We start from the raw sequence: 21,038 nt of genomic DNA, 5'->3' as shown, positions 1-21,038 counted from the left end.
ATGAGTGAAGAAGCCCCCTTAAATATCCCCGTTTGGCAAGTTGAAAACACCCATCCCGAACTGATCGATGCGCTTGAAGAAGGCCTGAGCGAGATTGTCGATCCGGAATTGGGATTGAACATCATTCAGCTGGGTTTGGTCCGGGATATTGAGATCAAAGAAGATCATGCCGTCATCACCATGATCCTGACCACCCCCTTCTGCCCCTATGGCCCGTCCATGATGGAATCAACCCGCAAACGGGTCGAGAAAATCCTCAAGATGACCACCAAGATCAATTATGGTCGTGAAACCTGGGACCCAACCATGATGGAAGAGGGCCTGGCTGATGACTGGGGCCTTTTCTAATAGAAATCATTAAATAAATAAACGGCATTGGCTGATCCAATGCCGTTCTTTTTTTAATTGAATCCACTAGGCTGTAAAAAGTTTCGCCAGTTTCATCCCCAGAGAGAGGTCACCCAAAACCTTGACCTTCCCTAACATATACGCCCGCATCGGGTCCATTTCTCCCATCAGGATTTTCACGCCATCCTCACCCTTGGCCTTAATCGTCATATCCGGGTCATCCGCCAGCCCCTCTTCCACGGTACAGGTCTGATCGTCAATATCAATCACCCATTTGGATGCCTGGTCTCCTGAGAATATGCATTGAATAGTTCCGGACACGCCTTTGGCCAGTTCGGGGTTGAAATGCTTCGGGATATCCATCATTATCTTTGAAACGTCCATCTCAGCCAAAATTAGCTCCTCTCTTCTGGATCAACACTTTTGGTTATTATAATCCAGGCGTTACCATTCCTTCGCTCAATTACCACCTCGGCAGCGCGGTGCCGGGTGCCCAGCTCAGCAATTACTTCAGGGCGGACAAAATGGCTGCGCATCAGGAGCAGCTTTTCAACAAGAGCAATCAATTTCACAAAGAAATTTTGGATATCCGGTTCTTCGATGATGATCTGACCCCCAGGTGCGGTCATCCGCCACATCTCATCCAGCGTAGTAAGCTGATCCGCCACATGATGAAAGGCATCCACCATAATCACTCTGTCAAATTGACCGGCGGCGTAGGGCAGCTTTTCGGCATGAGAAACAACCGTACAAAGACCGCGTTCCTGCGCCATCCGCACCATGCCAATCGCCGAATCTGAAACCACCACCGATTGCACTTTGGGTTGGAATAAAATCGAAACTCTTCCCGTTCCCCCGCCCACATCCAAAACACGATCCTCCGGGGCAGGCTTGGCAATGGCCAACAGTTCCAGATCTTCATGGCGGCCAAAGATATGGTCATAGATTGGGCCAATAAAACTGAAATGGTCAAATTTTGCCATGGAATTTAGAAAATGATCAGGGCAAAGCCACGGGCAACCAGACCGGCCAGAGTCGCAATCAGAATGGTCAATCCTGCAATCTGCCACATCATCTTTGTTCCCAGCTCCTTTTTAATAACTAACATGGTCGCCAGACAGGGGACATAGAACACAACAAAAACAGCGTAGGTAATCATCTGGGCCGGTGTCAGGACCATATTGAAGTCCATTGAGCCCAGTGCTTGCCCAAGCATAACAAGTGATAGTTCTTTCCGCAGCACACCAAAGATCAGCGGTACACCAACCTGGCTGGGCAGCCCTAGCGCCCAGGACAACGGTCTGACCAAAGTGTTCAGATAGATTGAGACGTTGAGATAATTGAGAACCGAAAGCACCACACTGCCCACTATCAGCAGCGGCCAGGCTTCCACGATGAACTCCCGAATCCGCCACCAGGCCTTGCTGGCGACTGATCGTAAAGTCGGGATACGATAGACCGGCATCTCCAGGATCAAACCCGGTGATTCATCCGGCACCAATTTTGACAACACCTTCGCTGTCACGGCGATTACAAACAGGTCAAAAAGATAGATACCGAGAGCAAGGATCGGCCCCAGATAATAAGCCACCAAACCAAAAACCACCGCCAACCGGGCGGCACAAGGCACCAGGGTGGATAGCGCAGCGGAGATGAACCGCTCACGTTTATCTTCAAGGATGCGAGTGGACATAATCGCCGGGACATTGCAGCCGAAACCGAGGATGAACGGCACAATGGATTTACCGTGCAATCCCAATTTGTGCATCAGGGCATCCATCAGGAAAGCCACCCGCGGCAGATAGCCAATATCCTCCAGCAAACCCAGTCCGAACAGGAAAGGCACCAGATAAGGCAGCACGATCGCTACACCACCTGACACACCCTGGACCAGCGCTACCGTGATCTGCGGGACAAATCCGCTGTCATTAGTGAACAGGGATAGAATCCACACTTCCAGCTGGGTAAACAGATTCATCAGCGGAGCTTCCAACACCCCGCCTATCGCATAAACCACCTGGAAGAAGCCGAAGAGGATCATAATAAGGAAAAAATAGCCAAACACCGGGTGCAGGAGGACATCATCCAGCTTATCCCGGAAGGTAATTTTGCGCTTACCCTGCAGGACGACCTGTTTAGCGAGTTTATCCGCCAGGCCGATCCTTTCACTGTTGATCACCCATTCCGGGGATTGTCCCCGGTCCATTTTTAATGACTTACGATAAGTTTCAAGCTTCTCTTCAATGTCGGGTTTCTGTTGAAAGATATCTGCGAGGATTTCCTGGTCCCCTTCCAACAGTTTGATCGCCACCTCCCGCTGGTTGAGGTAGCTCTCAACCCCATCCAAGTCATGGACCAGCGAACCAAGATAACGTTCGATATCTGTGCTGTAAGTTGGCTGGATTGGCAGTTTCTTTTCCTGACCGACATGATAAGCGGTCACGAAAAGGGGCTGAATCCCGCGTCCCTTGGAGGCAATCATCGGGATCACTGGAGCACCAATGAACTCTTTCAATTTCTCAACATCCACTCGGATGCCCATGCGGTCGGCTTCGTCCATCATATTAAGGGCCACCACCATTGGCACGCCCAATTCGAGTACTTCTACTGTCATCGCAAGGCCATAGGAGAGATGCGAAGCATCCAACACATTGATCACCATATCAACCGCGTTGGATGTCAGATATTTAATCACTTCTCTTTCAGCCGGATTGGTCCCGGCCAGGCTGTACGTGCCGGGCAAATCAACGACATCAACCACATCCCCCAATACCCGGACTTTACTCTCTGTAAAGGTGACTGTTGTGCCGGAGAAATTACCGGTTTCCGCTTTATATCCAGCGACCTGGTTAAATAAAGTGCTTTTGCCACAATTTGGCTGACCGATGAGTGCAATTCGCATTAATTTTTTACCTCAACTTCAACCCGCGCGGCAATCCCACGCCCGAGAGCAATGGAACGCCCCTCAATATCCAGCATCAAAGGGCCGCCCATAGGGGCGTATCGCAGGACTTTCACAATCCGGCCTGGGCTCAGACCCAGCTGCCGGAGTTTAAAATCAATGTTCTTACCCCCGCGATAATCGATGATCTTGGCCGGTTTGCCTTTAGGTAAGTCTAATAAATTCATTTAGCCTCGTATAACTTAGTTTACCTATTCTATCTTTTGCGCAACTTCCAGTCAAGGAAGGATGTCACCTGACAGTATTATTAATTTCATTATCATTATGCAATATAATCAAGGCGTCATAAATCAATCTAAATATGTTTTTCGCCAAAGATGCTAATGAGAAATAGGACCAACTCATCAGTTGGTCCATCAGAAACTTTCAAGAAAGAAAATTACAATGCCATCATTCTCCCTTCCCCCTGTCATTATGACCTCCGAAAAAGGCACCTTTGCCCGCCAAACCATTGAAGAGCTCAAAGCCAAAATCGTGGACCGGGTGCTGGCGGATTTTGACTACACCCCCCAAATCCGGGAAGCCTTATTGGAACTACGCGCCTCCCTGACCCAGGGCACTATTCAGCCCCTGCAGGAAAACACCAGCGACAAGCCCCTTTGGGATGAAGATATCCAGCCCTGGCTGGGTCAATCCTGGTTGGCCATCCCCTGGCTGCTGGCAGAGACCTATTTTTACCGTCGGCTGCTGGAAGCGGTTCAGTATTTCCAACCCGGCCCCTGGCGGGAAAAGGATCCCTATCGCAGGATGAAGACCACGGAAATCCTGCAGGCCCTTCCGGTATTTGCCAAAGAATATGAAAAAAGCGAATTCAAGCCCACTTTTAAGAATTTCTCAACCTCGATGACCAATGCGCTCTGGGGGAACCGGGCTGACTTGAGCAATTTGAAACATTTCGAAAATAACACAGACACTCATATGCACACCGTCCTTCGCGATAACAGCCAGGCGGTGTTTGATCTACTCGCCGAAAAGCCAGCCAATATCGCCTATTTCTTTGATAATATCGGGCGCGAGTTGTATTTCGATCTGGCATTCATTCATTATCTGCTCGAAAGCGGTCTGGCGAAGTCAATCACTTTCTACCTGAAGAATCAACCCTATTTCGTCTCGGATGCCATGCCAGAGGACCTCGAATTCGTCCTTGGCGTGCTGGAAAGTTCCAGTTCAGTAGCCACGCGCAACCTCGCAACCGACCTGAAGACCTGGATCCAATCCGGTGTCGTCACCGTGGAAGCTCCGCCCATCCTGGCGACCAGCCGGATATTTCACCGCCTCCCCGAAAGCCTCAAAATACAGCTTGAGTCCTTCGACCTTGCAATCCTAAAGGGTGATGCCAACTACCGCCGTCTTATCGGCGACTGTCACTGGGAGCCAACCACGCCATTTGAGAACGCTGCATCCTACTTCCCCACCTCAGTGGTCAGTCTGCGAACCACAAAATCCGAATTGGTCGTTGGGCTCTCCCAGGAGCTGCTGGACGATCTGGAGCAGAACGCCGAATCCGATTGGATGTTCAATGGCGATCGTGGGATGATCTCTTTCATGGAAAAACACCACTAAATTTCCAACGACAACTCAATAATCACTATACGAAATTACTAAAGGCGATGGATATCCAATATTCATCGCCTTTTGACTTGCCTCTCACCCTCAATCCTTTTATAATGAGATTAGAATATTTGTTCGGTTTTTCATTCTGTTATATCCTATGACCTTACCGTATTTACGAACCCATTCCTATTTTGGCTTCCTGGAGTCGCTGCTCTCACCCCAGGCGCTTGTCACGGCTGCCCAAGAGCGGGGTATCACCTGCCTCGGGTTGACCGATCACCGATTCCTGACGGGTTCAATCGAGTTCTATGAAGCTTGCACCTCCCTTGGAATTAAGCCCATCCTGGGGCTGGAAGTTGATCTGGTTTATGAAGGTTATTCCGGTCGGTTCGTGCTGCTGGCAAAGGACCGCTCAGGGTGGTCTAACCTCTGCCGCCTGAGCAGCGCCCTATTAGTGGGTCAACACCCTCTCACACTTCTAACCCTTAATGATCACGCTGAGGGGCTGATCGGGATCGCCGGCAGCCCCCGCGGCATCCTACGTGACCTGGTGCTATCTTCCCCACCCACAGAGAATTTACCCCAGCGTTTCCTCACCTTACTTCAAACCACATTCAAAGTTGATCTCTTCATCGAAATTCAGCGCTATGCCAATGGTCCCCTGCAAGGTGAAACCCTTGTCCGTGACCTGTCTGAGAAATTCCAAATCCCCCTTTTGGCTACCCAAGACATCTACTATCAAACACCGGAAGAAGAAAAACTCTACCGCACCCTAACCGCCATCCGCCACATCACGCCACTGCAAGGTCTCTCCGATCGTTTGCTGCCGCCTGGCCCCGCGGCTTTTCCGGAGCCCGGCGACTTTCAATATCGGTATCGTGATTGTCCTGAAGCCATCAGCAATTTATCCATCGTTGCCGATCGCTGCGACCTGGAACTCCCGATTGGCGGCACACTCTTTCCAACCTTCCCCACGCCGCAAGGCCAAAGCCAGGCGGATTACCTCCGTGAAAAAGCCATGGTGGGTGCCAAAGGGCTGTATGGTAAACTCACACCCGAGATCGCAGATCGTTTAGATTATGAACTTGAGATCATCATCAAGATGGGCTACGAACCAATCTTCTTGATCGTACAGGACGTCCTCAACCATGCCCGTCAGGTCGGCATACCCACCTCCTCCCGTGGGTCGGCAGCCTCTTCATTGGTTGCCCACTGCCTCAACATCACCTCGCCGGACCCGCTGGCCCTCAACCTGTATTTCGAGCGTTTCCTCAACCCGGCCAGAAAGAAACCACCAGATATTGATACAGACATTGCCTCTCACCGTCGTGATGAGTTGATCCAATACATTTTTGAGACCTATAGCCGTGACCGTGTGGCAATGGTTGGGACCATCAACCGTTACCGGCCCAAATCCGCCCTTGGTGATGTCGCCAAGGCTTATGGGCTCTCACCGGACACGATCCGGCAGCTTTCGCGCAAACTGCCCCACTCCTTCCGAATCAGACAATCAAAAGAGGATGGCGATCCCTTTGCCCCGCTCCTGAGAGAGGGGATCAACCCCCTGATTCAGGATGTGATCTCGGATGCCCGCGCCTTGTTGGACCTTCCCCGGCATCTCTCCGTCCACCCAGGCGGCGTCATTATCGCTCCCTTCCCCATAACCGACCTGGTGCCGCTGGAACACTCAAACACGCTCGGGATTAACCACGCCCAATATGACCTGGAAGGCATCGAAAAGTTGGGCTTGGTGAAAATCGATATGCTCGGGATACGCGGCTTGACCGTTCTGGGCGAAGTGGCAAACAGAATTCGGTCCTGGCGACTAAGCGAATTCCAAAATGGCCTGGAGGTTCTGTCCAGTATTCCACTGGAAGATCCCGCCACTTCCCAGACCGTAGAACAAGCCCGGACCATTGGCTGCTTCCAAATCGAGAGCCCTGGCATGCGCGGCACCCTGCGTGAAATCCAGGCTCGCACAATGGAAGATATCATGGCTGCCCTGGCGCTATACAGGCCGGGGCCCTTGCGCGGTGGCCTGCGGGATGCCTTTGTAAGGCGTTTCCGTGGTGAAGAAGAGGTCACCCCCATCCACAGTTCACTGAACGAGCTCCTGAAAAGCACTTATGGGGTCATCCTCTATCAGGAACAGGTGCTGCGGATCGCCCATGAGCTTGGCGGCCTCACCATCGCCCAGGCAGACATCCTCCGCAGGGCAATGAGCCATTTTGATCCCGGCGGGGTAATGGTCACCCTCAAGAAAAACTTCATCCACGGGGCACAAGAGCGGCATAACGTTCCGGAAGAGACAGCGGAACGCATTTGGGAGATGATGGCGGCCTTTGCTGGCTACGGCTTCCCCAAAGCTCATGCCGCCTCATATGCCCTACTGGCCTGGAACTCTGCCTGGTGCAAAACCCATTACCCGGCAGAGTTTATGGCGGCTGTTCTGGGTTATGGCGGCGGTTACTATTCCCAGCGAGTCTACCTGATGGAAGCGCGCCGGTTAAAACTCCCCCTGCACCCTCCACACGTCAACCACTCCGACGCTCATTTTAAGGTGGTTTATCCCAAAGGTGATCCGCACCTCTACATGGGATTGGGTCAAATCAGAGACCTCACCCAACGGACCATCCAAGCGATTTTACAAACCAGACCTTTCCAATCGCTGGAAGATTTCCTGTTGCGCGTGGATCCCCAACGCAAAGAAGCCCAAAACCTCATCATGGTTGGCGCGTTGGATGAGATTGTCACGATCCCCGAAGGCTTACGCCGGATTGAACATAAACGCCCACCGGGACAGATGCAGCTCTTTGGCACCTCTGAAGTCGCTGAGGATTGGGATGAAAAGGAACGCCAGCAAGCACAACAAGATTTGCTGGGTGTGAGTTTGGGGATCAGCCCTCTGGAACAAATCGCCGATGAAATTCAGGCCAGTGGGGCAATCACCACGCTTGAAGCCCAGGATCGGTTAGATGAAAGTGTGACCCTGGCCGGCATGCGCCAGACCTGGCGGCGGCTGCGCACCCAAAACTCCGGCCAAATGATGTGCTTCCTGAACCTTGAAGACTTGGAAGGCTCCATCCAGGTTCTTGTCCCACCCGCACTATACGCCAGGGCATATAATGAGCTTAGAGAAATTGGGCCTTTCCTGGTTGAAGGAGTGGTCAAACACAACCCTGATCGCCACCAAACCCACCTGGTGGCTGAAAAGATCCAATTGGTGAGGATTTAGAAAAAACGCTGCGAGCCTTGCTGCTTATCCCCGCTACCGCTATACTTAGTTAATTCAATGATTGTTATTCAGGAGGGCTGATGACGGCGAAGAAGCATCCCTGGTATATGAATGCCACATTTTATGAAGTCCATGTCAGGGCTTATCGCGATTCAAACGCGGATGGCAACGGGGATTTACCAGGTTTGATTTCCAAACTGGATTACATAAAGGAACTGGGCGTTGATTGCGTCTGGGTGCTGCCAATTTATCCATCTCCTTTGAAGGATGATGGCTATGACATCGCGAATTATTACAACATCCACTCAGATTACGGCACGATTGAGGATTTTAAGAAGCTGGTCCAGAAAGCCCACCAACGCGGCCTCAAAGTCATCGCCGATCTCGTACTGAACCACACCTCCGACCAACACCCCTGGTTTCAGGCGGCGCGTTCGGACCCCAGCTCAAAATATCACGATTATTACGTCTGGTCAGATAACAAAGATAAATACAGTGACGCGCGGATCATCTTCCTCGACACCGAGGAATCTAACTGGACCTACGATGAAGAAGCCGGCCAATACTATTGGCACCGATTTTATGCCTCTCAACCCGACCTGAATTATGATAATCCGGACGTCCGGGAAGAAATGCTCAATGTGATGAAATTCTGGCTGGATATGGGCATTGATGGTTTCCGGGCGGATGCCGTCCCTTATCTGATTGAGCGGGAAGGCACCAACTGTGAAAACTTACCCGAAACCCACCAGATTCTAAAATCAATTCGGACCTATATCGATGCAAACTTTCAAGATAAAGTTCTCCTAGCCGAAGCAAACCAATGGCCCAAGGACGTCCGCACCTATTTTGGTAACGGTGACGAGTTTAATATGGGCTTTCACTTCCCGGTCATGCCCCGGATCTATATGGCGATCAAGAAAGGCGATACCACCCCTATCCGCTGGATCATGTCCCAAACACCGGATATCCCGGAAGGCACCCAGTGGTGCACTTTCCTCCGCAACCATGATGAGCTGACCCTTGAAATGGTTACTGAAGATGAACGCCAGTGGATGTGGGAGGAATATGCACCGCAACCCCGGATGCGTTTGAACCTGGGGATTCGCCGCCGGTTAGCACCCTTGATGGATAACGACCACCGCAAGATCATGCTGGCCAACGCCCTGCTCTATTCTCTGCCCGGCGCACCGATCATCTATTATGGGGACGAAATTGGCATGGGCGATAATATCTGGCTGCCGGACCGAAATGGGGTGCGAACACCGATGCAATGGAATGCCGGTTTGAATGCAGGTTTTTCCGAAACCCCCACGGAGATGCTTTACGTGCCTGTTATCACGGATAAAAAGTATTCCTATAGAATCGTCAATGTGGCCGCCGAAGAAAAAGACCCTGACTCATTGCTTTCCAAAATGAAGCATCTGGTTCACACCAGAAAAGATAACCCGATCCTTGCCATGGGTAGCTATGAATTCCTGGCATCGGATATTGAACAGGTCCTGACCATTCACCGCAGCCTGGATGATGAAGATATGATCTGCATCCTGAACCTATCTGACCAGCAGCAGGAGATCAAACTGGATTTAGCCTCCTGGCAGGGATGCCAACCTGTAGATATTCTCAGTGATGCGGCCTTCCCAGCCATTTCCGCAGCGCCCTACCCAATCACTCTTGAGCCGCTTGCCTATCATTGGCTAAAGGTCGTTTCCGAGTAACAACTCAAGTCAGTTTCTTCTTCAGAAAGAGCATTAATTAAAGTAAAATGAATTCAATGGAACCACAAAATAGCTTTCATACTTGGCTATCCCAATATATTAAGCCTCTGGACCGCAAGCATCGTAAAGAGATCATCGAAAACATCCGCATGGCGGCTTCTCCCGGCTTTGACTATTTCTTCTTTGTCGTCCTTTCCGGTGCAATCGCCACCCTGGGCCTGATCAACGATTCCCCAGCTGTCATTATCGGCGCCATGGTCGTAGCCCCATTGATGTCCCCCATCCTGGGCGTCGGCCTCGGTTCCATCACAGCGGATGCACGGCTGGCCCGCGATTCCGCCTCAGCTCTGATCCGGGGCGCATTGATTTCCGTCATCCTGGCGGCCTTGTTGACTTTATCCAATATCTATCTACCCTTCGTTCCCTCGCTGACAGAGATCCCCAACGAGATCCTCAGCCGGACCCAGCCGACCCCTAACGATCTGATTATCGCCCTGGCCGGCGGGTTGGCGGCGGCCTATGCCCTCTCGCAGCCCCACCTTTCTGCGGCACTGCCTGGTGTTGCCATCGCAACAGCCTTGATGCCCCCGCTCTCCGTCATCGGGATCGGGATTGCTCTCGGCCGCTGGGACATTGCCGGTGGTGCGACATTACTCTTCCTGACCAACGCTGTCACGATCGCCTTTGCGGCCATTCTGGTATTTTTCATTGAAGGTTTCTCGCCCCGGAAAGTCCAGGATGAAGGCCATTTACCGCGTACGCTCTGGGTGGCAGCTTTGCTCACGCTCATCCTGTTGATCCCCCTGACCATTCTTGGCGCTCGTTTCGTTGCCCAGGCCCAGGAGAACAGGTTGATCAACAATATCGTCCAAACCGAGCTGGCTGACCTTAATGATGCAGAGATTGTTGAGCTGCAGATCACCCGGATTGATAATGGCATCAATTTGGATCTGACAATCAGTTCGAACACCCCACCCAGCTACTCAGAGGTGATCGCCTTGCAGGAGGCGCTGGTTGCGCGCTTGGATCAGCCAGTTTCATTGATTATGAATTATCTAAAATCTGAACGATTAGATCCGCTCATTCCACCAACTGAGACTCCCACGCTCACGCCAGGACCCAGCTTGACGCCAACGATCACCCATACTATGACCGTCACGCCAACATCCACCTCCGCGGAGTCCACGGCCACGCCCACCGCCTCAGCCACGCCCACCCCCCTGGCGGTCTATGTCGTCTGGTCATCCATTCCCGCCTACAACACTCTTTATGACGAACCAGGCGGCAGTGTGGTGGCGTACTTATCTGCCCATGAGCAATTATTCGATCTCTATCAGATCATGGTTTACGATGGCATGGTCTGGGTTAATGTGCGCGATGAGAAAGGTAATATCGGATGGTTTCCGGAGATTTACCTTTCCTATCCAACTGAAACAGCCACAGCAACGGTTACCCCAACAGTTGCGCCATAAAATACAATTCACAACAGGAGGTTAAGTATGTCATCTTATGAATGTGTTTCATGCGGCTATATTTACAATCCAGAAGAAGGCGACCCACTCGGAGGCATCGCTCCCGGTACCGCCTTTGAGGATATCCCGGATGATTGGGTCTGCCCCGATTGTGGATTGGGAAAAGAAGAATTCATCAAAATCGATTAAACCCAACCAAGCCCCTTAAATCCGCAACCCTTGCAAAGTATAATCAACCTTGAAAACCCAATTTTGAAAGGATTGAGTCAAATGTCTATTGGCACCTATATTCAAACCGCAGATTGGAAAGCTGAAAAACATGCTCCGGTCATCGAATGTCCCGATGTCGTCATGGCTGGAGAAGAATTTGTTGTTTCTCTTGAAATCGGGAAAGAGATTCCCCATCCCAACACTACTGAACACCATATCGATTGGATCGAAGTTTATTTCAAACCAGAATCCGGCAAATTCCCGCACATGGTTGGGAAATTCGATTTCACCGGTCATGGCGAATCCATTAAAGGCGCCAATGAAGGCCCACTCTACACCGAACCAAAAGTTAAGGTAGCTCTTAAGGTTAAGGAAGCCGGCACATTGATGGCTGTTTCCTTCTGCAACATCCACGGCCTCTGGGAATCCAACAAGGACATCAAAGTCGCCTAAACGGCTCTCTTTCTTTCATAATAAAATGAACAGGCGCTTAAACAACAAACGCGCCTGTTATTATTTAATCAGGTTGAATGATGAGCACATTCGGTACATTTGTCATCGGTAGAGATTTGACAAAGAGAATTGATACATGGATAATTAGGGTTGTGTTTTTTAACATTAATGAATAATATTGGGAACGAAAAATGCTTCCCACCGATTAGAGGCTATCGCATTGAAAACGACCTTCCAAAATTCTGGCAACAATGGCATTATTGTGCGCGCAGTGGGTGTTGTTGTCGATGTGGAATTTCCAACTGGTGACCTGCCAAGTATCCATAACGCCCTAAAAGTTAATTGGAAAGACAATTCCGCCCTCATCCTTGAGGTTCAGGAACACGTCAACGCCAACACGGTCCGCACTGTCGCCATGGGCGATACCGCTGGCTTGCAGCGCGGTCTGGTCGTCTGGGATACCGGCGAGCCCATTAAAGTACCAGTCGGGCCCCAAACCTTGGGTCGGATGTTCAATGTTCTGGGTGAACCAATTGATGGGAAAGAGCCTTTAGCCGAAGACTCTCGAAAAATGCAGATCCATGCCAAATCACCCGCCCTGCGGGATCAGCGCGTGGTCACAACGCCCTTCATCACCGGCATCAAAGCCATTGACCTTTTACTACCCTATCCCCGCGGCGGCAAAATTGGCCTTTTTGGGGGTGCCGGGGTCGGCAAAACGGTACTGATCATTGAATTGATGCGCAATACCAGCAAGGAATATTCCGGGATTGTGCTTTTCGCAGGCGTTGGAGAACGCAGCCGGGAAGGCAACGACCTCTATCTGGAGCTCTCCCGCAGCGATGTGATGGATTCAACCGTATTGGTCTTTGGCCAAATGAATGAACCCCCAGGCGCTCGCCTGCGCACCCCACTGACCGCTTTGACAATGGCTGAATATTTCCGTGATGAAGAACACCGGCCGGTTCTGGTCTTCATAGATAACATCTTCCGGTATATCCAGGCCGGTTCTGAGGTCTCCGCCCTTTTAGGACGACTGCCAAGTGAAGTCGGCTATCAACCCACACTGGAAACGGAAATGGGCGCTCTCCAGGAGCGCATCACCACCACGAGCGCAGGCAGTGTCACCTCTGTGCAAGCGGTCTATGTCCCTGCAGATGATATGACCGACCCTGCGGTCGCAGCCACCTTTGCGCATCTCGATGCCGCCACGGTACTGACCCGACGACTGGTGGATCTGGGCATTTACCCTGCCATTGACCCCCTGCTTTCATCCTCCTCCCTGCTCGTACCGCATATCGTTGGCCAGGAGCATTATGATATTGCCATGCAAGTCAAGGCTATCCTGGCCCGCTATGAAGACTTGCAGGATGTGATTGCGATCCTTGGTATGGATGAATTAAGCGAAGCGGACCAAAAAACTGTGATCCGTGCCCGGCGGATTCAACGCTTCCTCTCACAACCCATGCATGCCGCCGAGGAATATACCGGCAACCCTGGCAAATTCATTCCCCTCAAGGAAACCTTGCGCGGCTTCCGGGAGATCCTGGAAGGTCACTGCGATGACATACCGGAGCAGGCTTTCTATATGGTCGGCACCATTGATGATGCCTATGAAAAAGCCCGGAAATTGACGGACGAGGTGGCAGCCTGATGACGGAGGACGAACTCACACTCAGGGTCCTTTCACCCGATGGCCCTTCGCTGGAGGTGGAGCACCTTTTGGAAGTGGTTGTTCCTCTTGCGGATGGCGGCCCAATCGGCATCCGTCCCAAGCACGCCCCCCTGATTGCGGAAACAATCAGGGGCACAATCCAATATCAAACTGAAGAGAAACCCTTTGAGGTGGAATTATTAGCAGGAATCCTCTCCATCCGGGACAATATCGTAACCATTCTATCCGCTGGCGAAACTGAGGGTGTCGAGATCACAATGGGGCCCTCAGCCGATCCATTTGACCAGTTGACAGAAGCGTTTCAGGAAGAAAATGGCGTAGTTGAGAAAATCAAATGAACCATAAAGATGACGAGCCAGGAACAAAAAAGAGCGCTCTGATCAGAGACTTCGCAAAGACCTCTCTGGGATGGGAATTGGCGATTCCGATTTTCGCCGGCGCTTATCTGGGGCACCTCATCGATAAAGCAACAAATTCATCCATTACATTCATGCTGATCCTGACTTTTATCGGCATTGGTGTGGGATATTACAATTTAGTACGGCACATTGAGTTCGAGATGCTACTGCTCAGAGTCCAGAAGAAACACCAAAAGGAGAGTTCCAACCAATGAACTGGTTTGAATGGCCCTTGTGGATTCTTCTGGGGATTGGAACAGCCCTGGCCTTCCTCTGGATGCAGAGATGGTCGGTTCAGCAGATTTCACCGGACAAACCCGTCGCCAGTCAAATTCTGATCCTTGGCGGCATGGTGGTTCGTTGGGTACTCATCGCTCTCGTTCTCATCATAGCGCTCAGGCGTTCACCTGCTGCAGGCCTGGTCGTCTTTGCAGCATTCATGATCACCCGCTTGGTCATCCTGGCAACATGGGAAAAACGTTGGCGGCTAACTGCAAGTCAAAACAATAGTAAAAAGGACTGATTTTATATGGAGGCGATAGCCCCCCAGGTCGTATTCTATCTCTTTGGATTACCCATCACTGACACGGTGGTTTCAACCTGGGTCATGATGGGGATGCTGATAATCATTGCGATCATCATCAGAAAATTCGCGCCCCATATCGGTGAGTTCATCATTGAAATGATCAATAGCATCGTGTCTTCCGTGATGCCCGAAGATGTCCGCGTCATCCAGTTCTTGCCCTTCCTGGGGACCTTGGCCTTGTTCCTCGTTCTAGGAAATATTTTCAGCATCTTCCCATTCATGGTGTCCCCCACTGCCAACATCAACACAACCCTTGCCTTGTCAGTATTAGTCTTTTTCGCCGTCCATTATTACGGCGTTCGGGAAAAAGGGCTCTGGGATTACATCAAGGATACAGCCTCTCCAATCTTCGTCTTCCCCCTGGAGGTTGTCAGCCAGCTCTCCCGCACGCTCTCGCTGACCATCCGTCTGTTTGGCAATGTTCTCAGCACGGACCTGGTAGTAGCAATCATCTTCTCACTGATCCCCTTCATCGTCCCGCTGCCCCTGGCTGCACTGGGCATGCTCACAGGTGTCCTCCAGGCTTATATTTTTACGGTTTTAGCGTCTCTGTATATCGCATCAGCCATTGAAATTGCTGATGTTGAAGAAGAGCGTCGTCAAATGAAACAAGAATTGAAGGAATCATAGTACGCATTTAGAAAGGATTAAATCCTATGTGGCAATTAGACCCTGGAACCATTATTACCCTTATCACCATCATGTTTGCCGTCGGCGGCATCGTACTGGGCTCAGTCGTCCCGGCGCTGATGGAGGGCAAGGCCGTCCAAAAAGCGTTGGAAGGCATGACCCGCCAACCAGACTCTGCCAATGACCTACGAACCACCCTGTTGATCTCGATGGCATTGTTGGAATCAACCGCGATCTATTCATTGCTCGTTGTGCTGATTCTGATCTTCGGAAACCCGTTGTTGGACCGCTTCTTTGGATAAGTATCTCTTGTGGATCTCTAAGGAGATAATCCATGCTTGAATTTGATGTTGTAACAATCGTCGCTCAGGTAATAAACTTCCTTGTCCTTGCGGTCGTCCTGTATTTCTTGCTCTTCAAGCCAACGGTCAAGAGGATGAATGAACGCGCCGCTGAAAGAGAAGCTCTGTTGGAGGAAGCCAGATTGGAAGAAGCAGAAGCCGCCCTGAAACTTGAAGAGATCAACCAGCGGCTGGCAGCTATTGATTCCGAAATTGATGACCGGCTTCAGGAAGCCTACCAAAAGGCTCAGGAACAAAGTAAAACACTCTTGGAAGCCACGCATCTTGAGGCAGAACATATCCTCGGAGAAGCGGAGCGTGAGGCGCAAAAACGCCAGCAGCAGGAGGTCGCGCAACTGCAGGACGAATTGGTCAATTCAATCCTCGACATCTCCGGTCAGGTGCTTGCCAAAGCTGCGCCCGATGTCATTCACGACAACTTCATTGATGAGTTGACTCATGAAATTTGGGAACTGGGCAAGACCGATATGCGGCAGGTGCACGCCATCCGCGAATCCCTGGCAGGCCGTACACCCACCGTGTTCGTGACCTCTGCCAAGGAATTGACCCCTGACCAGCAGCGCAACCTCATCCGTACTTTCAGTGCGCTGGCGGATAGCAATGTCAATATGGAGATCAATATTGATCCCAAATTGATCACCGGCATCCGAGTCCGGATGGGTGATCTTGTGGTTGAAAATACGCTTGCGATGGAATTGTCTGAATTGAAATCAGATGTCGCTGCTGCCCTGGAGGAAAACCTTGATGGAAAGCAGTGATCCCCAGGTACCGCGGGATTTAGGAAAACACCTTGAGGGCTTTTCCGAGGAATTAGAAAACCGCTCAAGGCTGACCCCTTCCACGGAAGGATTCATAAAATCCGTTCGGAACAAAATCTCCAAGAACGGCGCGAACCTGACCAAGAAGAAGATCAAGAGCCTGATCTCTACCCTTGAAGAAAAGTCATCCGACCTTCCCAGCCGGGTGCGTTTTCGTGATGTTGGCACCGTGCAGCACATCGGCAACGGCGTTGCTACAGTTTCCGGCTTGCCCAATGTCAGCATTGACGAGATCGTCACCTTCCCCACCGGGGTTGAAGGCATGGCGCTCAACCTGGAACAAAAAAGTGTTGATCTGATCATGTTGGGTTCTGAGAAAGGCATCCGAGGTGGAGACCTCGTCCAAGCTACCGGCGACCGCCTGAGAATCCCGGTTGGAAGCGCTTTTTTGGGAAGAGTTATCGATCCTTTGGGTAATCCCTTAGTAAAAGACGCTCCGATTGAAGTCAGTGAATATCGTTTCCTTTCTCGGGTGGCCCATGGGGTGATTGAACGCTCTCCAGTAAATGAATCCCTTTTCACCGGCACGAAGTTGATTGATACTCTGTTCCCCATTGGCCGCGGTCAGCGGGAACTGATCCTCGGTGACCGGCAGACCGGGAAAACCACCCTGGCAATTGATGCCATCCTCAGCCAAAAACAGAGCGATGTCCGATGCATTTATGTTGCCATCGGTCAAAAGAAATCATCTACCCTATCAGTTATCCAAACCCTGCGAAAGCACGAGATGCTGGAACGCACAGCTGTCCTCCTCAGCAGTCCCGATGACCAGCCCGCCCTGCGTTATCTTGCACCCTATGCCGGCATGACCCTGGCGGAATATTTCCTCGATCTGGGCATGGATGTCCTGGTGGTCTTTGATGACCTAACCAAACATGCCGATGCCTATCGAGAACTCAGCCTGCTTCTTCGCCGCCCACCTGGCCGTGAAGCCTACCCGGGCGACATCTTCTACCTGCATTCCCGCCTACTGGAAAGGGCCTGCAAGTTGGATCAAAGTGAGGGTGGCGGCTCGATCACAGCGCTGCCAATTGCTACAACACAAAACGGCAACATCTCCGGCTACATCCCCACCAACCTGATCTCCATCACTGATGGTCAAATCGTGCTGGATACCAACCTGTTCAACCAGGGACGGAAACCCGCCATTGATATCGGCCGGTCTGTCTCTCGAGTGGGCGGAGCGGCTCAAAGACCCGCCATCCGAAATCTGGTAGGCGACCTGAAACTTGAACTTTCCCAATATCAGGAAGTGGAGCATTTCACCCGTTTTGGCACAGAGGTTGACGAAGCCACTCGCAAACAAATTCAAAAAGGCCAAAAGATTTTGGCCGTCCTGAAACAGAAACCGCATGAACCGATCACCTTTGCGGGTACAGTGGTGATCCTCTATGCGCTCAATCATGGCTATCTGGACAGGATGCCCCTGCGGCAGATGGCGAAATTCAAAAATAAACTCGCCTATCATTTCATTGAACATGAAACCAAGCTGATGGACGAGATTGAAAATGAAGGTGAGTTGACTGACACGATTGAAGAACAGTTGACCCGGGCACTGGATGAATTCAGCCAGGCCTGGTTGCAAGAGAAAGGTGCGAGCCAATGAAGATGGTGATGGTAGTTGTGCCATCCAATAATGCTGAGCCTGTCCTGGATGCCCTGATCAATGCAGGCCATACCGCCACATATGCTGAAACTCGCGGCGGTATGCTGCGGCAAAGTCAGAAATCGCTTTTCATTGCAGTGAAGGAGATCGAATTGGATGAGGTCCTGAGCATCATCAAAACGCATTGCCGGACCAAAGTGGAAATGAATCCTCAAACGACCGAAGACCCCCTCTCAATGGGCAGCAAGCCGGTGACCGCTGATCTTGGCGGTGCGGTGGCTTTCATTTGGGATGTGGACAGGATTGAGACTTTCTAAATCATTATGAGCCAGTCGTACGAGAGGATCGTTGCCAGGTTGAGTAATCTGCAGGCTATTGAGCCTCTCTTAGGCGCGTTGCGGACTATATCAATGGGCACCTGGCAAATGGCCCAAAATAAACTCAACCGGCTGGCGGATTTTCAGGAAAATTACCGCCAAATCCTCAGACAGGTCTCCCCACTAACCGCAAAATACGGTAAGCCAAAAAGTATACATCAACAGGTGGATGCGGCAGGCAGAAACATCGCCTTGCTGATTGGCACTGAGCGGGGACTGTGCGGTAAATTTAATGAAAACCTGGTTGCGGACGCCAAAGAATGGATGGAGGAGCAGCCCACCCCACCTGCTCAAATCTGGGCCATTGGCTCACGGATGAACCACGCGCTAAAAGCAAGTGGTTTGACACCGGATTGGTCAGTTATGCTGGATTCAGACTTCCTGAATTCTTACCGACGGGCTTATTTGACCACGCAGCAATGGATTGTTAAATTTGAGGAAGGCAAATTCGATCAATTAACCGTCTTGTACCAGCAGAAAAATGGCGATGGACAAATCCAATTTGCCAAAACCACTTTATTGCCATTCGACCTGACCGACCAGGGTACATCAGAAATTACTGCTGACCTGCCCTGGCCGCCACCCATCATAGAAACCGATCCACAGGGCATTTATGACCAGATCAAGGCCCATTTCATCGCATCCACCTTCTATCGGGCATTATTAGAATCAGCTATTGCCGAACATTCCTCTCGTTTCCTCCTGATGGAGGAGGCCAAGAAGAATTCAGATGACATTATCACCAACCTCAACCGGGAACTAAATATTGAACGAAAGCGAAAAATTACTCGCGAAATGCAAGAACTTGCGATTGGGGCCGGTTTAATAGATAATAAGTAGTATTAATTTTTTTGACAGGTTTACGTAAGGAGAACACCTTGAGCGGAAAGAGTAAATTCACCATAGGCATTGAATTTGGCAACGAAATTGTGACAGCGCTTCTGGTGAATGTCAGTAATGGAAAATGTGCCAATGTAGAAGAATATCAATATACCCACGGCATCATTACTGATAAGCTTCCCGATTCTAATATCGAACTCGCTCCCGGATGGGCTCTGCATCACCCTCGGGATTACATCACCGCCCTCAAGCGGATCGTTCCCAAGCTTCTCAAAGGAAACAATATTGACGCCTCTCAGGTGATCGGCATTGGCGTCAGCTTTGCGGATTCAACCCTGATCCCAACCACCGAAGACGGCACGCCCCTGGCCCTACTGGATGATTATAAAGATGATCCCAATGCCTGGCCGAAAATCGGACGGCATACAGCCGCTAAAGATAAAGCTGACAGGATCACGGAACTAGCTGCAGATCGCTTCGAGACTTTCCTGGATCGTTACGGTGGACGGATCAATGCAGAATGGTTTTTCCCGAAGGTGTGGGAAACCTACGACGAGTCTTCATCCATTTACAATGCCGCCGATCGGTTAATTGAAGGCTGTGATTGGATCACATGGCAGCTCACCGGAGTTGAATCCCGCAGCATCACCGCAGCCGGTTATAAAGCGCTTTGGTCCACGGTGGAAGGTTTCCCCCTGGAGACTTTCTTCTCCTCACTCGATCCCGCCTTGGCCAATGTCGTAGATGAAAAAATGTCTCGTGAGATCTCCCCTCTTGGTCAAAAAGTGGGTGAGCTCAACGAAGAAGCCGCCCATTGGCTCAAACTCAATCCGGGAATCCCCGTTGCCACCGGCATGATGAACAACCAGGCTGCTGTTCCAGCGGCTGGTGTCGTCGAGCCCGGCAATATGGCCATCCTCCTCGGCACTCGTTTCGTCCATATGGTACTTTCCAAAAAAGAATATCGTGTACCGGGGATGGTTGGCATGGTTCGGGATGGGATCATCCCCGACTACATCGGCTATGAAGCCGGACAGGCCAGCGGCGGTGATCAATTTGCGTGGTTCATGGAAAACGCTGTTCCCGAAGAATATGCGAAAGAAGCCCGCAGACGCAAGATCAGCATTTTTGAATACCTGGAAGAAAAGGCCTCAGCCCTTGAACCCGCAGAATCCGGCCTAATTGCGCTGGATTGGTGGAACGGCAACCGCAGCATCCTGGTCGATGATGACCTGTCGGGCCTGATCCTAGGCTATAACCTTAAAACCAAACCGGAAGAAATCTACAGGGCACTCCTTGAAGCCTCAGCCTATGGCACTCGCAAGATCATTGAAACTTTCATCGCCAGCGGCATCCCGATCAATGAGATCATTGTCTCCGGCGGTGCCCCCATGCAGAATCAACTCCTGTTGAAAATCCTGGCAGATGTTACCCGGATGGAGATCAAAGTGGCGGACTGCCCCCACTCTTCAGCAATGGGCGCCGCGATGTATGCTGCTGTGGCGGCAGGGGTAGAAAATGGTGGTTACGCCACCATTCAGGATGCAAGCCAGAAAATGGCTCACTTGATGATCAAGACGTTCCTGCCCAACAATAACGACAAGAAAACCTATAACCGTCTTTACTCTGAATATACCTTGCTGCATGACTACTTTGGCTATGGGCATAATGACGCTATGAAGCGACTTAATAACCTGCGTTCAGCCATTCTCGAGAAAAAGCAACGCTAAAAATTATACGAACGACTTAGCCACCGGCCTGTAACAAGAGCCGGTGGTTCTTATTTTAAGCAAC

22 protein-coding genes are annotated in these 21,038 nt (G+C 51.1%); 18 read left to right on the top strand and 4 right to left on the bottom strand.

Features of this window, described 5'->3' with window-relative positions; genetic code table 11:
• A complete protein-coding gene (locus JR338_02520; GenBank protein ID QRN83649.1) occupies positions 1-348 on the top strand; it encodes an iron-sulfur cluster assembly protein in 348 nt (115 codons plus the stop codon).
• 66 nt (positions 349-414) lie between these two features.
• On the opposite strand, the gene JR338_02515 is transcribed toward JR338_02520, so the two are convergent.
• From JR338_02515 to JR338_02500, 4 genes are read right to left on the bottom strand one after another with little or no spacing between them, the layout of a single operon-like run.
• Positions 415-741: an SCP2 sterol-binding domain-containing protein gene (locus JR338_02515; protein ID QRN83648.1), complete on the bottom strand. Its 327-nt coding sequence runs from the start codon at positions 739-741 to the stop codon at positions 415-417.
• Positions 742-743: 2 nt separating this feature from the next.
• Positions 744-1,331 carry a class I SAM-dependent methyltransferase gene (locus JR338_02510; GenBank protein QRN83647.1) on the bottom strand — a complete coding sequence of 196 codons (588 nt, stop codon included), beginning with the start codon at positions 1,329-1,331 and terminating at the stop codon, positions 744-746.
• A gap of 5 nt (positions 1,332-1,336) precedes the next feature.
• Entirely contained in the window at positions 1,337-3,250 is a 1,914-nt protein-coding gene (gene feoB / locus JR338_02505; protein ID QRN83646.1) for a ferrous iron transport protein B, read from the bottom strand.
• On the bottom strand, positions 3,250-3,477 hold the full coding sequence (locus JR338_02500; protein QRN83645.1) for a ferrous iron transport protein A: 228 nt from the start codon (positions 3,475-3,477) through the stop codon (positions 3,250-3,252). The genes feoB and JR338_02500 overlap by 1 nt, the downstream gene beginning before the upstream one ends.
• Positions 3,478-3,694: 217 nt before the next feature.
• Between JR338_02500 and JR338_02495 the strand changes: the two genes are divergently transcribed.
• The 17 genes from JR338_02495 (at position 3,695) to JR338_02415 (ending at position 20,974) form a co-directional block, all read left to right on the top strand.
• The gene (locus JR338_02495) at positions 3,695-4,873 is read left to right on the top strand and encodes a protein-glutamate O-methyltransferase family protein (GenBank protein ID QRN83644.1); all 1,179 of its coding nucleotides are present in this window, start codon (positions 3,695-3,697) and stop codon (positions 4,871-4,873) included.
• Positions 4,874-5,021: 148 nt separating this feature from the next.
• The gene (locus JR338_02490; protein QRN83643.1) at positions 5,022-8,099 is read left to right on the top strand and encodes a DNA polymerase III subunit alpha; all 3,078 of its coding nucleotides are present in this window, start codon (positions 5,022-5,024) and stop codon (positions 8,097-8,099) included.
• 80 nt (positions 8,100-8,179) lie between these two features.
• Positions 8,180-9,817, top strand: a complete 1,638-nt coding sequence (gene treS, locus JR338_02485) for a maltose alpha-D-glucosyltransferase (protein QRN83642.1) — start codon at positions 8,180-8,182, stop codon at positions 9,815-9,817.
• Between the two features lie 56 nt (positions 9,818-9,873).
• Positions 9,874-11,289, top strand: coding sequence for a DUF389 domain-containing protein (locus tag JR338_02480; protein ID QRN83641.1), 1,416 nt, complete (start codon positions 9,874-9,876; stop codon positions 11,287-11,289).
• A gap of 27 nt (positions 11,290-11,316) precedes the next feature.
• Positions 11,317-11,478 (top strand): rubredoxin, encoded by a 162-nt coding sequence (locus tag JR338_02475; GenBank protein QRN83640.1) that lies wholly within the window; start codon positions 11,317-11,319, stop codon positions 11,476-11,478.
• 81 nt (positions 11,479-11,559) lie between these two features.
• Entirely contained in the window at positions 11,560-11,952 is a 393-nt protein-coding gene (locus JR338_02470) for a class II SORL domain-containing protein (GenBank protein ID QRN83639.1), read from the top strand.
• A gap of 220 nt (positions 11,953-12,172) precedes the next feature.
• Positions 12,173-13,606 carry a F0F1 ATP synthase subunit beta gene (gene atpD / locus JR338_02465; GenBank protein QRN83638.1) on the top strand — a complete coding sequence of 478 codons (1,434 nt, stop codon included), beginning with the start codon at positions 12,173-12,175 and terminating at the stop codon, positions 13,604-13,606.
• On the top strand, positions 13,606-13,965 hold the full coding sequence (locus JR338_02460) for a hypothetical protein (protein ID QRN83637.1): 360 nt from the start codon (positions 13,606-13,608) through the stop codon (positions 13,963-13,965). Before atpD ends, JR338_02460 begins: the two co-directional genes overlap by 1 nt.
• Positions 13,962-14,240 (top strand): AtpZ/AtpI family protein, encoded by a 279-nt coding sequence (locus tag JR338_02455; protein QRN83636.1) that lies wholly within the window; start codon positions 13,962-13,964, stop codon positions 14,238-14,240. Before JR338_02460 ends, JR338_02455 begins: the two co-directional genes overlap by 4 nt.
• Complete coding sequence (locus tag JR338_02450; GenBank protein QRN83635.1) at positions 14,237-14,548, top strand: hypothetical protein; 312 nt, start codon at positions 14,237-14,239, stop codon at positions 14,546-14,548. Before JR338_02455 ends, JR338_02450 begins: the two co-directional genes overlap by 4 nt.
• Before the next feature lie 6 nt (positions 14,549-14,554).
• Entirely contained in the window at positions 14,555-15,241 is a 687-nt protein-coding gene (atpB, locus tag JR338_02445; GenBank protein QRN83634.1) for a F0F1 ATP synthase subunit A, read from the top strand.
• 71 nt (positions 15,242-15,312) lie between these two features.
• Positions 15,313-15,543, top strand: coding sequence for an ATP synthase F0 subunit C (gene atpE, locus JR338_02440; GenBank protein ID QRN84334.1), 231 nt, complete (start codon positions 15,313-15,315; stop codon positions 15,541-15,543).
• A 32-nt stretch (positions 15,544-15,575) separates the two neighbouring features.
• On the top strand, positions 15,576-16,361 hold the full coding sequence (locus JR338_02435) for a F0F1 ATP synthase subunit delta (protein QRN83633.1): 786 nt from the start codon (positions 15,576-15,578) through the stop codon (positions 16,359-16,361).
• Entirely contained in the window at positions 16,348-18,027 is a 1,680-nt protein-coding gene (locus JR338_02430; protein QRN83632.1) for a F0F1 ATP synthase subunit alpha, read from the top strand. The genes JR338_02435 and JR338_02430 overlap by 14 nt, the downstream gene beginning before the upstream one ends.
• A complete protein-coding gene (locus tag JR338_02425; GenBank protein QRN83631.1) occupies positions 18,024-18,344 on the top strand; it encodes a cyclic-di-AMP receptor in 321 nt (106 codons plus the stop codon). The genes JR338_02430 and JR338_02425 overlap by 4 nt, the downstream gene beginning before the upstream one ends.
• Before the next feature lie 6 nt (positions 18,345-18,350).
• Positions 18,351-19,244: a F0F1 ATP synthase subunit gamma gene (locus JR338_02420; protein ID QRN83630.1), complete on the top strand. Its 894-nt coding sequence runs from the start codon at positions 18,351-18,353 to the stop codon at positions 19,242-19,244.
• Positions 19,245-19,282: 38 nt separating this feature from the next.
• Positions 19,283-20,974, top strand: coding sequence for a ribulokinase (locus tag JR338_02415; GenBank protein ID QRN83629.1), 1,692 nt, complete (start codon positions 19,283-19,285; stop codon positions 20,972-20,974).
• Positions 20,975-21,038: the final 64 nt, after the last annotated feature.

It is taken from the genome of Chloroflexota bacterium (assembly GCA_016887485.1).
GTDB lineage: Bacteria > Chloroflexota > Anaerolineae > Anaerolineales > Anaerolineaceae > Brevifilum.
Note: the sequence above shows the minus strand (reverse complement) of the source record. Positions and strands in the feature narration are given on the sequence as shown.

Excerpts from the sequence above, each read along its gene's own strand:
- JR338_02490 (QRN83643.1), top strand. The coding sequence starts at position 5,022 with ATGACCTTACCGTATTTACGAACCCATTCCTATTTTGGCTTCCTGGAG.
- JR338_02510 (QRN83647.1), bottom strand. The coding sequence starts at position 1,331 with ATGGCAAAATTTGACCATTTCAGTTTTATTGGCCCAATCTATGACCAT.
- JR338_02460 (QRN83637.1), top strand. The coding sequence starts at position 13,606 with ATGACGGAGGACGAACTCACACTCAGGGTCCTTTCACCCGATGGCCCT.
- feoB (QRN83646.1), bottom strand. The coding sequence starts at position 3,250 with ATGCGAATTGCACTCATCGGTCAGCCAAATTGTGGCAAAAGCACTTTA.
- JR338_02455 (QRN83636.1), top strand. The coding sequence starts at position 13,962 with ATGAACCATAAAGATGACGAGCCAGGAACAAAAAAGAGCGCTCTGATC.
- JR338_02425 (QRN83631.1), top strand. The coding sequence starts at position 18,024 with ATGAAGATGGTGATGGTAGTTGTGCCATCCAATAATGCTGAGCCTGTC.
- treS (QRN83642.1), top strand. The coding sequence starts at position 8,180 with ATGACGGCGAAGAAGCATCCCTGGTATATGAATGCCACATTTTATGAA.
- atpE (QRN84334.1), top strand. The coding sequence starts at position 15,313 with ATGTTTGCCGTCGGCGGCATCGTACTGGGCTCAGTCGTCCCGGCGCTG.
- atpB (QRN83634.1), top strand. The coding sequence starts at position 14,555 with ATGGAGGCGATAGCCCCCCAGGTCGTATTCTATCTCTTTGGATTACCC.
- JR338_02470 (QRN83639.1), top strand. The coding sequence starts at position 11,560 with ATGTCTATTGGCACCTATATTCAAACCGCAGATTGGAAAGCTGAAAAA.
- JR338_02480 (QRN83641.1), top strand. The coding sequence starts at position 9,874 with ATGGAACCACAAAATAGCTTTCATACTTGGCTATCCCAATATATTAAG.
- JR338_02520 (QRN83649.1), top strand. The coding sequence starts at position 1 with ATGAGTGAAGAAGCCCCCTTAAATATCCCCGTTTGGCAAGTTGAAAAC.
- JR338_02450 (QRN83635.1), top strand. The coding sequence starts at position 14,237 with ATGAACTGGTTTGAATGGCCCTTGTGGATTCTTCTGGGGATTGGAACA.
- JR338_02430 (QRN83632.1), top strand. The coding sequence starts at position 16,348 with ATGGAAAGCAGTGATCCCCAGGTACCGCGGGATTTAGGAAAACACCTT.
- JR338_02500 (QRN83645.1), bottom strand. The coding sequence starts at position 3,477 with ATGAATTTATTAGACTTACCTAAAGGCAAACCGGCCAAGATCATCGAT.
- JR338_02495 (QRN83644.1), top strand. The coding sequence starts at position 3,695 with ATGCCATCATTCTCCCTTCCCCCTGTCATTATGACCTCCGAAAAAGGC.
- JR338_02420 (QRN83630.1), top strand. The coding sequence starts at position 18,351 with ATGAGCCAGTCGTACGAGAGGATCGTTGCCAGGTTGAGTAATCTGCAG.
- JR338_02435 (QRN83633.1), top strand. The coding sequence starts at position 15,576 with ATGCTTGAATTTGATGTTGTAACAATCGTCGCTCAGGTAATAAACTTC.
- JR338_02475 (QRN83640.1), top strand. The coding sequence starts at position 11,317 with ATGTCATCTTATGAATGTGTTTCATGCGGCTATATTTACAATCCAGAA.